Origin of the sequence: Azospirillum sp. (assembly GCF_035627195.1) — a bacterium.
Classification (GTDB): Bacteria; Pseudomonadota; Alphaproteobacteria; order Azospirillales; family Azospirillaceae; genus Azospirillum.
In genome coordinates, this window is the sequence record NZ_DASPMG010000157.1 from 1 (window position 1) to 15,364 (window position 15,364).

General features: G+C 72.3%; 10 protein-coding genes and 1 pseudogene. 4 read left to right on the forward strand and 7 right to left on the reverse strand.

From position 1 onward, the window contains the following. The 3 genes from VED21_RS14570 to VED21_RS14580 all read left to right on the forward strand — a co-directional run. Positions 1–1,110 (forward strand): Glu/Leu/Phe/Val dehydrogenase (locus VED21_RS14570; protein ID WP_324883156.1); only part of this gene is annotated, 1,110 nt, incomplete at its 5' end. Positions 1,111–1,198: 88 nt separating this feature from the next. Further along, positions 1,199–2,848: an ATP-binding protein gene (locus tag VED21_RS14575; protein ID WP_324883158.1), complete on the forward strand. Its 1,650-nt coding sequence runs from the start codon at positions 1,199–1,201 to the stop codon at positions 2,846–2,848. Continuing rightward, positions 2,845–3,471, forward strand: a complete 627-nt coding sequence (locus tag VED21_RS14580) for a response regulator transcription factor (protein ID WP_324883160.1) — start codon at positions 2,845–2,847, stop codon at positions 3,469–3,471. The genes VED21_RS14575 and VED21_RS14580 overlap by 4 nt, the downstream gene beginning before the upstream one ends. A 19-nt stretch (positions 3,472–3,490) precedes the next feature. Here VED21_RS14580 and VED21_RS14585 read toward each other — a convergent pair whose 3' ends face one another. The 7 genes from VED21_RS14585 to VED21_RS14615 all read right to left on the reverse strand — a co-directional run bounded on the left by VED21_RS14585 (position 3,491) and on the right by VED21_RS14615 (position 14,721). Then, positions 3,491–4,789: a dicarboxylate/amino acid:cation symporter gene (locus VED21_RS14585; RefSeq protein WP_324883162.1), complete on the reverse strand. Its 1,299-nt coding sequence runs from the start codon at positions 4,787–4,789 to the stop codon at positions 3,491–3,493. 399 nt (positions 4,790–5,188) lie between these two features. Then, positions 5,189–6,448 carry a glycosyltransferase family 4 protein gene (locus tag VED21_RS14590; protein WP_324883164.1) on the reverse strand — a complete coding sequence of 420 codons (1,260 nt, stop codon included), beginning with the start codon at positions 6,446–6,448 and terminating at the stop codon, positions 5,189–5,191. A 13-nt stretch (positions 6,449–6,461) separates the two neighbouring features. Further along, positions 6,462–8,675: a glycosyltransferase gene (locus tag VED21_RS14595; RefSeq protein ID WP_324883166.1), complete on the reverse strand. Its 2,214-nt coding sequence runs from the start codon at positions 8,673–8,675 to the stop codon at positions 6,462–6,464. A 17-nt stretch (positions 8,676–8,692) separates the two neighbouring features. Further along, positions 8,693–9,682: a calcium-binding protein gene (locus VED21_RS14600; RefSeq protein WP_324883168.1), complete on the reverse strand. Its 990-nt coding sequence runs from the start codon at positions 9,680–9,682 to the stop codon at positions 8,693–8,695. A 266-nt stretch (positions 9,683–9,948) separates the two neighbouring features. Continuing rightward, the gene (locus tag VED21_RS14605) at positions 9,949–12,789 is read right to left on the reverse strand and encodes a glycosyltransferase (protein ID WP_324883170.1); all 2,841 of its coding nucleotides are present in this window, start codon (positions 12,787–12,789) and stop codon (positions 9,949–9,951) included. 145 nt (positions 12,790–12,934) lie between these two features. After that, positions 12,935–13,702, reverse strand: coding sequence for a sulfotransferase domain-containing protein (locus VED21_RS14610; protein ID WP_324883172.1), 768 nt, complete (start codon positions 13,700–13,702; stop codon positions 12,935–12,937). Then, positions 13,699–14,721, reverse strand: a complete 1,023-nt coding sequence (locus VED21_RS14615) for a sulfotransferase family protein (RefSeq protein WP_324883174.1) — start codon at positions 14,719–14,721, stop codon at positions 13,699–13,701. The genes VED21_RS14610 and VED21_RS14615 overlap by 4 nt, the downstream gene beginning before the upstream one ends. Before the next feature lie 202 nt (positions 14,722–14,923). On the opposite strand from VED21_RS14615, the pseudogene VED21_RS14620 reads away from it, so the two are divergent. Further along, a pseudogene (locus VED21_RS14620) lies at positions 14,924–15,364 on the forward strand (hypothetical protein); the annotation flags it as partial.

The window sequence follows — 15,364 nt, forward strand, 5'->3', positions numbered from 1 at the left end:
TCCTTCCCGGCGTGGCGCTGCCGCTACGACGACACGCGCGGCCCCACCAAGGGCGGCATCCGCTACCACCCGAATTCCAGCGTCGAGGAGGTCACCACGCTGGCGTTCTGGATGACCTTCAAGTGCGCCGTGATGAACCTGCCCTACGGCGGCGGCAAGGGGGCCGTGAAGGTCGACCCGCACAGCCTGTCCAAGTCGGAGCTGGAGCGCCTGTCGCGCGCCTACGTGCAGGCCTTCGCCGGCATGATCGGCCCCGACCGCGACATCCCGGCGCCGGACGTCTACACGAACTCCATGATCATGGGCTGGATGGCCGACGAGTACAGCTCCATCGTCCGCCAGCCGAGCCCGGCCGTCATCACCGGCAAGCCGCTGCCGCTGGGCGGCTCGCTGGGGCGCGACGACGCCACGGCGCGCGGCGGCTACTACCTGCTCAAGCACCTGGAAGGCGACCTGCGGCTGGCCGGTTCGGGCAAGCGCGTGGTGGTGCAGGGCTACGGCAACGCCGGCTTCCACATCGCCCGCCTGCTGCACGCCGACGGCTATCGGATCGTCGGCGTGTCGGATTCGCGCGGCGCCATCGTGTGCGAGGACGGCCTGGACCCGCACGCGGTGCTGGCGGCCAAGGAGCGCGGCGGCTCCGTCACCGCCTATGCCGGCGCCGGGGTGCGCGCCGTCGGCGACGACGCGATGCTGGCCGTGCCGTGCGAGGTGCTGGTCCCGGCCGCGCTGGAGGACCAGATCCACAAGGGCAACGCCGGCCTCGTCAAGGCCGGGGTCGTGCTGGAACTGGCCAACGGCCCGGTGACGCCGGAGGCCGACCGGATCCTGGAGCGGAACGGCGCCATCGTCCTGCCCGACATCCTGGCGAACGCGGGCGGCGTGACGGTGTCCTACTTCGAATGGGTGCAGAACCGCCAGGGCTACTACTGGAACCTGGAGGAGATCCACGAGCGCCTGCGCGCCATCATGGAAACGGAGGGGCGCCGCGTGTGGGACCGCCGCGCCGCCCAGGGCATCTCCATGCGCACCGCCGCCTACGCCCACGCGCTGGAACGGCTGTCCAGCGCCATCGCCGCGCACGGGACGCAGCCGTTCTTCATCGGCTGACGCATATCTGATCCGGGGCACCCCGGACGGCGGCCTGCCCTATATTGATGGGCTGCCGTCCGCCTGCCCCGCGAAGGATCGTTCCGCCATGCACCCAACCGCCGACGACCGCGCCGCCGCGCCGCCGTTCCCCGCCGGGACCGGGCGGGAGGCGCTCGTGCTGGCCGTCGCCTTCGCGGCGGCCTACCTGCCGGTCGACTGGCTGACCTTCATCCACGCACGGCCCAGCCTGAACATCACGCCGTGGAACCCGCCGGCCGGCCTGTACATGGCGCTGCTGCTGTGGACCGGCCGGCGCGGCCTGCCGATGGTCTACGCCACGCTGGTGGTGGCCGACCTGGTGGTGCGCGGGCACCCGGCCTCGGTCGCGTCGCTGCTGCTGTCCAACCTCGCCATCGTCGCCGGCTACGGCATGGCGGCGCACGTGCTGCGCCGGCGGGCGGCCATCGACCTGTCGCTGCCGCGGGTGCGCGACATGGCCTGGCTGGTCGGGGTGACGTTCCTCAGCGCCGCCGCGGTCGCCCCGGCCTTCATCGGCGTCTTCGTCCTGGACGGCGCCATCGCCGCGCGCGACCTGCCGGTCCTGGCCTTCCAGTACTGGCTGGGCGACGCCATCGGCATCGCCGTGGTGACGCCGTTCCTGCTGCTGCTCCGCCGGCCGGGCGCCAGCCCGGCCTGGAGCCTGCCGCAGGCCCCCTCGGCGGCGCAGACGGCGGCCATCGGCGCCGCCCTGGTCGCCGTGTTCCTGCCGGTCGGAAGCGGCCAGTTCAATCTGTTCTATCTGCTGTTCCTGCCGCTGGTGTGGGTGGCCGTCAGCCACGGCCTGCCCGGCGCGGTGCTGGCGGCGCTGGCGATCCAGAGCGGCCTGATCGCCGGGCTGCAGATCATCGGCTTCCCGCTGCACGCCATCGTCTACCACCAGACGCTGATGCTGGCGCTGGCCATCACCGCGCTGTTCCTGGGCGCGCTGGTCAGCGAACGCCGGCAGGTCGAGGCCCGCCTGCGCGAGCACCAGGCCGAGCTGGCCCACATCGCCCGCCTGGCGGTGACCGGGGAGATGGCGTCGGCGCTGGCGCACGAGTTGAACCAGCCGCTGCTGGCAGCCATCGGCTACACCCGCGCCGCCCAACGCCTGCTGGAGAGCAGCGACACCCCGCCGCGCGCGCAGGAACTGATCGACAAGGCCGTCGCCCAGGCGGAGCGGGCCGGCGAGGTGATCCGCGGCCTGCGCACCTTCCTCGGCAAGGGCTCGCCGCAGCTCACCCCTGTGCCGCCGGCCGACATCGTGCGCGAAGCCCTGGCGCTGGCCGGGGCCGACGCCGCCTACAACCGGGTGCAGCTGCGCGTGGAGGTGGCGGAGCCCCTGCCGGACGTGCTGGCCGACCGCATCCAGATCGAGCAGGTCCTCCTCAACCTCGTGCACAACAGCGTCGAGGCCATCGCGGGGGCCGGCAGCCGGGTGCGCGAGGTCGTCGTGCGGGTCGGCCCCCTGCCCCCCGACGGCGTCGTCTTCGAGGTCGCGGACACCGGACCCGGCGTTCCCGCCGAGATGACCGACCGGCTCTATTCCCCCTTCGCCACCACCAAGCCCGCCGGCATGGGGCTGGGCCTGCCGATCTGCCGCTCCATCGTCGAGAGCCATGGCGGCCGCCTGTGGCTGGCCGGCACGTCCGACAAGGGCGCCGTCTTCCGGCTCTTCCTGCCGGCCGCCCGCCCCAAGGATGAGCGGAAGCCATGAACGAATCCAAGGACGCGGCGGTTCCGGAGCCCGTCGTCTTCATCGTCGACGACGACGAGGCGGTGCGCGACGCGCTGGCCGCCCTGGTCGAGGTGGCCGGGCTGGCCGCCTGCACCTTCGACAACCCCCTGGCCTTCCTGCACCGCTACTCTGTGGACCAGCCGGGCTGCGTGGTGGCCGACCTGCGCATGCCCTTCATGGACGGGCTGGAGCTGCAGGAGGAACTGGCGCGGCGCGGCGGCACGCTGCCGGTCATCGTCATCACCGCGCACGGCCAAGTCGGCGCCGCGGTGGCCGCGCTGCGGGCCGGGGCGGTGGATTTCCTGGAAAAGCCGTTCGACGACGACATCTTCCTGCGCCGGGTGCACGAGGCGCTGCAGCGCGACGCCCGCCAGCGCCGCGACCGCTCGGCCGCCGCGGACGCGCTGGCGCGGCTGGCGCAGCTGAGCGCACGGGAGCGGGAGGTCGCGGCGCTGATGGTCGAGGGCTGCGCCAATAAGGTGATCGCCGCCCGCCTGGGCATCGGTGTGCGCACGGTGGAGACGCACCGCGCCAACGTCCTGAACAAGCTCGGCATCCGCACCGTGGCCGAGCTCATGCGCCTGTGGCTGCACACCGAGTGATGCCGGCGGGCGACAATCGTCAATCCGCCACGGCGGCGGCGGGAAGCGCGTCCTCTTCCGCCATCTCCTCCTCGCCCACCTCCTCTTCCGCGCCGATGGCGTTTTCCCACTTGCCGACCACGGCGGTGGCGATGGCGTTGCCCAGCACGTTGGTGGCGGTGCGCCCCATGTCGAGGAAGTGGTCGATCCCCATGATGAGCAGCACACCGGCCTCCGGCAGGTTGAACATGGGCAGCACGGCGGCCACCACCACCAGCGACGATCGCGGCACGCCGGCGATGCCCTTGCTGGACACCATCAGCACCAGCAGCATCAGCAGCTGCTGCTCCAGGCCGAGCGGCAGGTTGTAGGCCTGCGCGATGAACAGCGACGCGAACGTCGTGTAGATCATCGAGCCGTCGAGGTTGAACGAATAGCCGAGCGGCAGCACGAAGCCGATCACCCGCTCCTTGATGCCGAAGCCCTTCAGCTGCTCCATGACGCGGGGATAGGCGGACTCGCTGGACGCGGTGGAGAACCCCAGCAGCATGGGCTCGCGCACCGTCCTGACCAGGCGAAACACGTCCGTGCGCAGCACCAGGAAGCCGGCGCCGATCAGGAACGCCCACAGCACCACCAGCGCCACGTAGAAGCTGCCCATGAACTTGCCGTAGACCAGCAGCACGCCCAGCCCCTGCGTGGCGACGACGTTCGCGACGGCGGCGAAGACGCCGATGGGGGCGAAGCGCATGACGTAGTCGGTGACGGTCAGCATCACCGGCACCACCTCCTCGATGGACTGAACCAGCGTGCGCGCCTTGGTCTCGCGCAGCTTGCCGAGCGCCAGACCGACGAACACCGAGAACACCAGGATCTGCAGGATCTCGTTGTTGGCCATCGCCTCGAAGAAGTTGCGCGGGAAGACGTGGGTGACGAACTCCCTGAGGTTCAGCGCCGAGGTCTTCAGGCTGACCGCGGCGCCGGCCTCGGGCAGGGGCACGCCGACGTCGGCGCCGGGCTGGAACAGGTTGGCAAAGATCAGGCCGATGGTCAGCGAGGCGACCGAGGCCATCAGGAACCAGCCCACCGCCTTGCCGCCGATGCGGCCGACGGCGCGGGCGTCGCCCATGCCGGCCATCCCCGCGACGAGGGTCGAGAAGATCAGCGGTGCGATGATCATCTTGATCAGGCGCAGGAAGATGTCGGTCACCATGGCGAAATACCCGGCGATCTCCTTCGCCGCCGCCGGGCCGCCGCTCAGGACGTTGCAGGCGTAACCGACCAGGATGCCCAGCACCATGGCGACGACGATCAGCGCCGTCTGCTTGTTCATCTTCATGGGAACTCTCCTCCGCCGCCGGCGCAAGCGCCGGCGGCGGTCCGGGTCAAAGACGGGGGACGATCAGCGGCCCACCCGCGGCGACGGGTGGGGCGGGCAGGACGCGCGGGCGGCAAAACGGTCGCGCTGGGCGCGGGTGGTGGCTGCGGTCATTGTCGTCCGTCGCTCTCCATGCGCCACGCGGTCCACGTCGGCTGCCGCTGTCCGGCGGCAAAGGCGCATATGACTTACGCCTTAAGCGAATGATATATCAATATATCAGTTGAGTTCATGCTGTGACATTCCGCGCGGCGACGGCGCCGGGCAGCCGGTCACGGAAATCCCGGGCGCACCGCACCGCGTGGTGTCTGAGGCAAGGCCGACGGCCTCGCGCGCCCACGCCACGCCCTGCCGTCCGGATCATGCGGCCGTGGCGCGCAGCTCCTCGTACAGGGCCAGGTGCTCGTCGGCGCAAGCCGCGACGGACCGCGCCGGTGCCATGCCGGCGCGCAGCCGGTCCCACAGCCCGTCCTCCTCGATGGCGCGGCGCATGCAGCCGGCCAGGGCGGCGGCGTCGCCCATCCGGAAGTGCAGCCCGTCCACGCCGTCCGTCACCGCCTCGGCCATGCCGCCGATGTCGGAGCACAGCACCGGCCGGCCGTGGTGGAACGCCTCCTGGATCACCAGCGGCGCGTTCTCCCACCACACCGACGGCACGACCACCCAGTCGGCGCCGGCGACCAGCGCCGGGACGTCGTCGGCCCGGTAGCGGCCGGTGACCATGGCCCGGCCGCCGCAGCCGTCGACGGCGGCGGCGATTTCCTTCCGGAACGCGTCGGTCTGGAATTCCGGGCTGCCGTGGATCGCCAGCGAGAACGCCGGCCCGCCCGCGGCGGCGAGCCGTTGCGCGGCCTGCAGCGCCACCAGCGTCCCCTTCATCGGGCTGAGGTTGCCGAAGACGGCGAAGGCATCGCGCCGGCCTCCCGGCGGCACGGCGCGGGGCGGGGCCGGCGGCGGCAGGGCCCGGCCGTTGCGCAGCACGCGGATGCGCTCCGGCGCGATGCCCCAGGCCACGTAGCGGTCGCGCAGGAAGCGGCTGGGCGCCAGGAACGCGTCGACGAGGCGGAAGTGCGTGCGGATGTTGACGTCGCGCAGCTTGAAGTGGCCGCGCGGGATCTCCGGGAAGCAGCCGGTGCAGGCGTCCGGCGTCGCCTCCCGGCAGAGCGTGCCGCCGTCCCGGCGCACCATGACGCCCTCGCGATGGCAGATGGCGGTGTAGTCGTGCAGCGAGACGACGATCCGCGCCTCGGGCAGGGCGCGGCGGACGGCGAAGATCGCCTCCACGCCGACCAGCAGCAGATGGTGGAAGTGCACGACCTGCGGCCGGTAGTCCCGCAGCAGCTCGACGAACTCGGTGAACACGCCGCCGACGTCCGCCTGCACCAGGTTGAACTGGTCGAAGCCGCCGGACCACATCAGCATGTCCCGGCCGCCGCGCCCGACGGTCTGGAAGGCCGTGCCCGGCCGCCGCGCGCGGTGCAGCTCGTTGGTGCCGGCCAGGAACACGCCGTCGACGCCGTCCCGGCGTGCCAGCTCCTCGTAAAGCTCGCGCGCGACGATCTCCGTCCCGCCGGCGTGGAGCCGCGGGTCGTTGTGGCAGACGTGGAGGATGCGCAGCATGCCCGGCCTCCCCTCAGGCGCCGGGGCAGGCGGCCATGACGGCCTCCATCCGCGTCGCCCAGCGGGTGGTGTGGAGCCAGCGGTTGTATTCCGAGGCGGCGGTCCGCGTGTAGCCGTCGTGCTTCATGATCGACTGGCGCTCGAAGTGGTAGAGGACGGCGGAGGGCTCGTACCAGCACGACAGCCCCGCCTCGTGCAGGCGCAGGCAGAGGTCGGAGTCCTCGTAGTCGCCGACGATGTAGGATTCGGACAGGCCGCCCACCGCGGCGAAGCGTTCCCGCGCGATGAGGACGCACGCCCCGGTCACCCCCGGAACCGCGCGGGCCACGTCGGCCGCCGGCCAGCGGCACGGGTAGCCCTTGTGGAAGTGCCGGTTGAACCAGCGCCCCCGGGGATCGCGCCAGAAATACAGCCCGGCGTGCTGGAGCGAGTCGTCGTCGAACAGCAGCTTCGGCCCGACGGCGCCGACGCCGTCGCGCGCGGCCGCCGCGCGCATCCGGCCGAGCCAGCCCGGCTCCGCCGGCACCACGTCGGAGTTGAGCAGCACCAGCCAGCGGCCGCGCGCCAGCCCAGCACCGGTGTTGACGGCCGGCGCGTAGCCGAGGTTGCGGGTGTGGACGGCCAGGGTGCCGGCGAAGCCGTAGACCGTCTCCAGCCCGCGCAGCATCCCCTCGACCGCCGCCCGCTGTTCGGGCGAGTCGAGGACGAGGATCAGCTCGGCGCCCGCCGTTTCGGGATCGGCCGACAGCGCGGCGATCTGCTGGCGCAGGAACGTCAGGTTGCGGTAGAGCGGCACGATGATGGAAACGTCGGGCGCTGGCGCCTCGGCGCCGATCGTCACCATGCCGGCGACCCGCTCCGCTTCCAGGCGCGCCGTCTGAAGGGCCGCCGCGGCCGGCGCCAGACAGGCGGCGATCAGTTCCTCGTCCAGCGCCTCGTGCGCCACGCTGCCCAGCACCGCCCGCAGCCGCTCCGCCGGACCGGCGGGCGGCGGCGGTGCCGTGAGCGGCAGGACGGCGCCGCCGCGCAGGCGCAGCTCGACACCGTGGGGGACGCTCCACTCCGGCTCCGACAGGCCGTCGACATAGGCGACGAAGCCGGGCGCCGGGCCGGGGCCGAGCGTGTCGAGGCCGGGAAGCCCGGCGAGATCCGGGCGCGGCTGGCGATGGGGCGGAAGGCCGAACGGCCGGCGCTCGCCGCTGGCGGTGACCAGCGTCATCCCCTCGACCAGCCCGTGCGGATCGGCCAGCCAGCCGCGCAGGAACACGCCGCCGCCGGGCACCGGCACGGCGTCCTCGACGCGGGCGGCCAGCGGCGCCTTGCCGGGGGCGATCCAGCGCTCCTTCGCCGGCAGCAGCGCCGCCGCGACGCGCAGCGCGTCCTCCAGCTCCGGCGAGGCGGCGAAATACGGCTTGAGACCGGCCGTCAGGTAGCCGCGCACGGCCGCGGCGTCCGCCTTGCGCTGCTCCAGCATCGCCGGTAGAGCGCCGAGAGGCTGCGCCCGGCCGGGGTCGAGGTGCAGCCGCGCGATCCCCCCGTCACCCGCCAGAACGACGCAGAGCGGCCCGTCGCCCAGCGCGTCGGCGCGTTCGATCAGCAGGTCGACGCAGCCCGCCCGGTCCGGTCTCGCCGTCCGCGGCAGGAAGGGGTTGCGGCGCAGGGCCGCACGTCCCGCCACATGAAGGGACGCGACCGCGCCGACGTGGGCGGGAAGCGGGACGCGGGCCAGGAACAGGCGCCCGGTCAGCGCCACCAGGGCGGCGGGCCGCAGGCTCTCCGGCGCCGCCGCCGCGGCCAGCGCACGGCAGCATGCGGCGAAGCGCCCGTCGTCGCCCAGCCGCAGGTGCAGTCCGACGACGTCCAGCATCCGCCGCAGGACGCCGGCCCGGTGCGCCGGGGCCATGCCACCGAGCAGCATCGCCGGCGCCAGGGCCGGCGCGGCGTCCGGCGGCGTGTCGGCCGTCACCTCGGCCCCGGCGTCGGAGCGGGCAGCGTCCGAGCGGGCGGTGACCAACCCCGGCTGCGCCGCGCGCAGCGCGGCGGGAACGCGGAACGCCAGCAGCAGGCGCCGCCCGCCGCCTTCCAGGGCTCCATGCACCAGCACCAGCGGGCGCGGGACCGGCGTGTCGCCGATCCGGACGCTCCAGTCCCGCGGCTCCTCGTTTCCGCGCACCGTCAGCAGGAGGGCGAACGCCTCCTCGCCGATGCGGACCAGGGTTCCCTTCATCGTGACGGCGACTGGACTCACGTGATGGTGATGTAGTTGGAGATCTTCGCCTTCAGCTCGCTCTCGTTCAGGCCGACCAGGGTGACGGAGTTGCCGTTGCCCAGGTTGATCAGCGTGTTGCCGTCGTGCGTGGAGATCAGGTTCTGCGTGATCAGGTCGTCCGGCGCGGCGATGTTCAGGCCGTTGACGTTGCGCGCGATCATCAGCACGTCGCCGGTGCTCCACTGCACGACGTCGACGCCGCCGTTGCTCTGGATCACGTAGACGTCGGCGCCGTCGCCACCGTCGTAGCGATCGTCGCCCGCCCCGCCGTACAGGACGTCGGCGCCCACGCCGCCGTGCAGCGCGTCGCTGCCGTCGCCGCCCACCAGCGTGTCGGCGTCCTGCCCGCCGAGCAGCGTGTCGCCGCCCTGACCGCCGTGCAGCAGGTCGCGGCCCTGGTTGCCGTAGAGCAGGTCGCCGCCGAGGTTGCCGTAGACGACATCGTCGCCGAGGTTGCCGTGCAGCGTGTCGTCGCCGTCCAGGCCGAAGACCCGGTCGCCGCCCTGGCCGCCGTAGATGACGTCGTTGCCGGCCACGGTGTTGGCCGCGGCGCGCGCGCCCCCGGACGGAACGGCGCCGGAGAGCGCGTCGCCGTAGATGACGTCGTCGCCCTGGTTGCCGAACAGCACGTCGTCGCCGCTGCCGCCGTCCACCTGGTCGTCGCCGACGCCGCCGAATCCGACGTCGTTCCCGGCGCCGCCGATGACGCTGTCCGCGCCGCTGCCGCCGAGCAGCGTGTCGCTGCCGGCGCCGCCGTCGATGGAATCGGCACCCTGGCTGCCGCCCACGACGTTGTCGGCGACGTTGCCGACCACCGTCGCCCCGTCGTTCCCGGCCACCGAGATGTAGCGCTGGTTGGTCATGACGATCGGCCCGCCCGGCGGCGGCGTCACCAGTTGGACGAACGCCGTGTCGTCCGTGATCTGGAGCTGATCGAGTACAGAGGACAGATATCCCTTCTCCAACCCGGTCAAAGCACCGGAATCAGAGTAAACGCCACCCGGCACGGTCCCCATACTATGCTCCACATCTAATATAGTGAGCAGAAATCGTCCAATTTTTCGTACACTGTCGTCGATGTGATTGTCGAGCGACAAATTGTAACGGATCAACGCGCAATTCTATACATGGTGTAGCGCACGACAGCTTCCTGTCGAGACGAGGGGAGGCGCCCAACACTTACCGGTCGGCGGGGCTGACCCTCTCTTTTTCCACTTCTGATGCCGGCGCGCTACGACGGGGAGCCGCCGCAGGCGATCCCGATGCCCTCCAGCGCGTCGCGCAGGGCGGCCTGCGCCGCCGGCCAGCCGTGATGCGCGCGCAGCACCCGCTCCTGCTCGGCGGTGGCGGCGTCCCACAGTTCGGGATCCAGCATGACGCGCGCCGCGATGTCGGCGAAGTCGTCGTGGCCGCCGGCCACCAGGGTGCGCAGCAGCGGCGACAGGACCATCCCTTCGGCGGCGATCGGCGACAGCACGGCGACCACCCGGTGCGCCCAGGCGTCGAACACCTTGCCCTTCACCCCGGCGCCGAAACGCAGGGGCGCCAGCAAGACGCGCGTGCGCCGGAAGAAGTCGGCGAGGTCCACGTCCTCCTCGATGCGCACGCCGGCCGCACCGGCGGCGAACGCCTCCGCCTGCCGCGCGCGGTGGCCGGCGATGATCAGGGTGGCGTCCGGAACGCGGGCGTGGATCCGCGGCCACAGGTCGGCGCACAGGTGCCGCGCCGCGTCGCGGTTCGGCGGGTGCCGGAAGTTGCCGAGGAATCCGAACACCCGCCCGTCGCTGCCGCGGGCGGCGGCGGCGGGCTCGGTGACCCAGGGCATCCTACGGACCAGCGCCTGCGGCGCCAGCTTGGCCAGCACCCGGGCCTCGACGTCGCTGTAGGTGAACACGGCGTCGGCCATGGCCGCGGCGCGCAGCTCCGCCCGCTGCTCGGCCTGCGCCGCCTCCTGCGCCTGGGGGGAACCGAGCACCTCCGCCTCCCGCAGGGCGCGCAGGAAATGCAGGTCGGCGAGGTTCAGCAACATCTTCACCGGGCCGTGCCGCTCCCGGACGCGGTCGTGGACGTGCGTGAACACCCCGTGGCGCGTGGTCATCACGACGTCAACGTCGGCATAGGCGTCAACCACCTCCCGCCAGGACGGGAAATGCGGCTGCGTCGGGCATTCGATGCCGCGCCGCTCCAGGTGATTGCGCATCTCCAGCGGGATGGATGGGTTGAGCGCGGTGAGGATCACGTGGAAACCCAGCCGCCGGAACAGCTCTATCTCGTTGAGCGCGGCGTTGGAACCGGCGTCGCTGCCCAGGCGCGGGTATTCGGCGTCGATGAACAGCACCCGCCGGTCGCGCGTCGGGTCGCGGTGGAGGTGGGGAAGGGCCTGGTAGGGCGCGCGGTTGCGGAACTTGTGGCCATGCCGGGCGACGAACAGCGCCTGGTTGGCCTTCATCAGCGCGTCGCGGCCGGCGTGCGACACGGCCGCGGCGTAGGACACCGATTTCCAGTGGCCGGTGACGGAGTGCCCGCAGTACGCCACGCGCCGCCCGGCGTCCCACACGCGCTGGCAGAAGTCGGTGTCCTCGAAGTAGCCGCGCCCATAGGCCGTGTCCAGGCCGCCGAGCTGGGCGAAGAGCGCCCGGCGGACCAGCATCGACGCCGCCGAGACGTAGTCGGCGCTGCGCTGGACGCGCACCTGGGGGTCGGTGTCGTCGCCGCTGCCGACGTACTGCGACGGGACGGCGTTGCGCCACAGGATCGCCCCGGCCTCCTCCAAGTGCCCGTCGGGGTTGACGAGCATCGACCCGGCGACGCCGATCGAAAGGTCGGTCTGCAGGGCATGACGGAGCAGGTCGATGCTTTCCGAGAACACCACGGCGTCGGAGTTCATCAGGTACACGTCCGTGCCGGCCGCCCGCGCCACCCCGGCGTTGACGGCGCCGGCAAAGCCCTGGTTCTCCGCCAGCCGGACGATTCGCAGCGGGCCGCCCCCTGCGTTCAGGCCCCCCATGTCCAGGCCGGCCGTGTCCGGCGACGCGTCGTCGACCACGATCACCTCGGTGCCGCGCGGCAGGCGCGCGCCGAGGAGGGAGGCCAGGGCGACGTTCAGGAAGAACCAGCCGCCGTGGACGGGAACGACGATGGACAGCGCGCACGCCCCGCCGCCGGCGTTGAGCCGCTCCAGCCGGTCGCGCAGGCGGGCGAGGATCAGCGGATCGGGCGCGGTGCGGCTGGCCGTGAAGACGGCGTGGCGCATCAGGTCCAGGTCGAGGACGCCGGCTTCCGTGCCGTCCGCAACACCGGCCGCGGGGCGGCGGTACCGGTGCTGCCACACGCTCTTCCCGGCATACCAGACCAGGAAGTCCTCCGCCCGCTCCGTCGGCACGGTGAGGTCGAACGGCTCCGCGGTCAGCGGCATCCCGGTCGCGCGGGCGGTGACGGTGACGCGGTGCGGCCGGCCGTCGGCCAGCCAGACCGGCGGCGTCACACGGAAGCCCAGCCGGGTATCCTGTGCCTGGACCAGCGCGGCGGCGTCCGGCCGGTCGAGCGTCGGCGACACGGTGGCCCAGAAGACCCCGTCGACGGCGATGTCGACCGCTCCCCCGCGCCCGCCCGCTCCGTGCCCGCCGGCGTCATGATCGACGCACCAGCCGGTGATCCCCTCGCCGGTGACGCCGTCCACATGCCCGTCGGCGCCCGCCCGCGGCCACGCGATCCCGACCGCGTGCGCGGGCGACGGCGCGCCCGCCGCGTCCACCTTCACGGTGACGTGCGACGGCGCCGCCCCCGTTGGCGGTCCCGGCGGCACGAACAGCGAGAAGCCGAAGGCCGGCGCGGCGCCGGCCGGCGTTCCGACGTCGCCGCGCTGCGCCGCCGCGACGGTGGCGGCCAGTTCGCGCCCGCCGCTCCACACCGAAACCCGCCCCGGCGCCGCGGCCCCTGCCGGCCAGCGGCACCAGCCGCCGAGGAAGTTGCCCCGCCAGCCGTCGATGCACAGCTCCACCCCGTCATCGCTGGTCAAAACCCGGCCGAAAACCGGATCGGCACCATGTTTCAGCACGGAAAGCTCGTTCATCGGTCGGCTTTTCAAGCAATGTCGGATACACCGGTAATAGACGAGCGACCATTACCCCCGCAACCCCGAATAAATCCGGGCCACCGAATGCAACAAGACCACTTTCCCGGTTGAAAATACTGCCCCGTTTTTTCGCCTTTTCGCATCACCCGGAAAACGGGCGCATCACCCACCAGTCCCCGACGTCGATGCCGGACAGCGCCGCGAACCGCCGCGTGTCCTCGGCATAGACGGCGCGCAGGTGGGCGTGGTCGTCCCGGCTGACCGGCGGCAGGTGCGGCGACGGCGGCGCCTGGTTCTCCAGCCGCGCGGCGACGGGCGGGAACGGAGCGATGCCCAGGAACCCGGCGACGCGGTCGAGCGCCGCGGCGTGGCGCTGCCGCAGGTCCTCGGACGCCAGCACGAGCACCTGCGCCTTGGGGAACAGCGACAGCGCGCGCGCCAACTGCGCCCCGTAGAAGCCGCGTTCGACGTAGCTGCGGTCGCGCCAGTTGCCGTGGATCAGGTCGCCCCCCGGCAGGCGCGCCCGGCCGTTGCGGATCGCCTCGGAAAAGGGCAGGTCCTCGGCCCCGCGCAGCCGTTCCATCCGCCAGTGCGAATAGGCCCGCTCGATGGGATCGCGGAAGAGGAGGATGAGCCTGGCCCGCGGGTTGTACGCCTTGATCCGCTCCAGCGCCGACGGCCAGAACAGGTAGATCGGCGTCGCGTCGAACCGCAGCCGCCCCTCTCCTCCGCCCTCGAAGCACGCGTGCAGCGCGCCGAAGTCGCGATGGCGCCAGTCAACCGTCTCGTCGTCGAAGAAATGGATCTCCTTCCGCCGGGGTGCCTGCAGCTGCGGATGCCCGGCCAGGTAATGGAACAGGCTGGTCGTCCCGCACTTCTGCGCCCCTGCCAGGAACAGCCCGACGGTCATCGGCGCTCCGCGTCCGCGCGCCACTGCAGCCGGTGCAGGCGCCCCAGCGCCTCCGCAAGGGTCTGCCGTTCCCGCAGGGGATCGGCGGGCATCACCGTGTCATAGGGCGAGGTCAGCCGCTGGAAGCAGAACTCGGCCGCCAGCAGGTCCGCGAACCGGGCGGAGGCGGCGGACAGCCGCTCCGCCAGCCGGTCGAACCGCCCTTCCCCACCATTGGCCCCACCATCGGCCCCACCATCGGCGCCCCCGGCCGGCAAGCGCTCCAGCGCGGCATGCAGATCGCCCAGCAGCTCCGCGAGCGGCCCGCTGAACGGGGTGTAAGCGCCGAAGCGGTGGTGCCGCAGGTCGGCGCGGACGGGCGATGGCACGTGATCGAGGTCGGCGGGCGGAAGCTCGGGCGCCAGGAAGCCGGTGATCCGCTGCGCCGTGGCGCGCCAGTCGTCCACCAGCGCCCCATAGGGCACGACGATCCGCGGCAGGTCGCGCGTGTGCCGCTCCGCCTCCAGAAGGTGGCGCGCCCACAGGAAGCCGGCGTAGTCCGGCGAGATCTGGTTGCGGGCGAAGAGCGACGCCGCGACGTCCGCCGGTTCGCGCAGCGCCACCACCACCTTGACGGCGATCCCCATGCCGGCCAGCACGTCGCGATGGAAGGGCACCATCCGGCAAATGCGCGGGTCCTTCAGGACGAAGCACGGGGCGTCGCCGAAGCTGTCCGCCAGCGCCGCGCGCAGCTGCCCGGCGAAGCCGCGCAGCCGCTCCTCCCCCAGCTCGCCAAGGTCGAGCGGGCGCGTGTCCAGCCACGCGCTGTCGGCGGCGGAGAGCATCCGGTCGTGCAGGTGGACGACGCCGGCCGGCTCCCAGTAGCCTTCCGGATTGTCGGGGGCCGGCGGGTTCGGGTCGCGCGGCGGCGCGGCGCCCAGCCGCGCCAGCAACTGGGCCAGGACGGACGTCCCGCTGCGGTGCATGCCCAGCACCAGCACGGCCGTCCGTGCCCCGCTTCCCTCGACGATCGCCGTCACCCCTGGCCCTCCCGCATGATGCCCGTCCGTTCGCCTTGTGTATGGACAGCCGGTCGCCAACGACGATACACAGCACGGGCGATCCGGCAATGGTTTGATTCCCCGTTACTTGGCTCGCCCGGCTGGAACTTGGCCTTGGCCGGCGTGATATTCGCGTGCAGCTTGGCCGGCATTACCGACACTTGGACGGTTACGGAGCGATATGGCGCAACCAGCAGTCGATACCGCGCAGCTGCGCCAGGATCTCGACGTGATCGCCCCGCACTTCGACGAGGCGTTCTACCGCGCCCAGGGACCGGACCTGACGCCAGCGGACGGCGATGCGGCGCTGCACTTCCTGCTCTGGGGCTGGCGCCAGGGGCTGGACCCCAGCCCGGCGTTCGACACCGCCTTCTACCTGGACACCTACCCCGACGTCGCTGCGGCCGGCATCAATCCGCTCGTGCACTACCTGCGCTGGGGTGCCTGGGCCGGGCGCCTGCCGCGCCCACGCCCGCCGGGGCAGGAGACGGTGCCGCCCGGCCCCGGCACGCCGGGCTGGGTGCCGGTCCTGCCCACCGACGAGCAGCTGGCCGAGGCGCGCCGGCTGACCGACGGCCACTTCGACGAGGCGTTCTACCGCGCCCAGGGGCCGGACCTGACG

Coding starts and splice junctions, on each gene's coding strand:
- VED21_RS14590 (WP_324883164.1), bottom strand. CDS start 6,448: ATGCTGCGCATCCTCCACGTCTGCCACAACGACCCGCGGCTCCACGCC.
- VED21_RS14610 (WP_324883172.1), bottom strand. CDS start 13,702: ATGACCGTCGGGCTGTTCCTGGCAGGGGCGCAGAAGTGCGGGACGACC.
- VED21_RS14595 (WP_324883166.1), bottom strand. CDS start 8,675: ATGAAGGGAACCCTGGTCCGCATCGGCGAGGAGGCGTTCGCCCTCCTG.
- VED21_RS14605 (WP_324883170.1), bottom strand. CDS start 12,789: ATGAACGAGCTTTCCGTGCTGAAACATGGTGCCGATCCGGTTTTCGGC.
- VED21_RS14580 (WP_324883160.1), top strand. CDS start 2,845: ATGAACGAATCCAAGGACGCGGCGGTTCCGGAGCCCGTCGTCTTCATC.
- VED21_RS14575 (WP_324883158.1), top strand. CDS start 1,199: ATGCACCCAACCGCCGACGACCGCGCCGCCGCGCCGCCGTTCCCCGCC.
- VED21_RS14585 (WP_324883162.1), bottom strand. CDS start 4,789: ATGAAGATGAACAAGCAGACGGCGCTGATCGTCGTCGCCATGGTGCTG.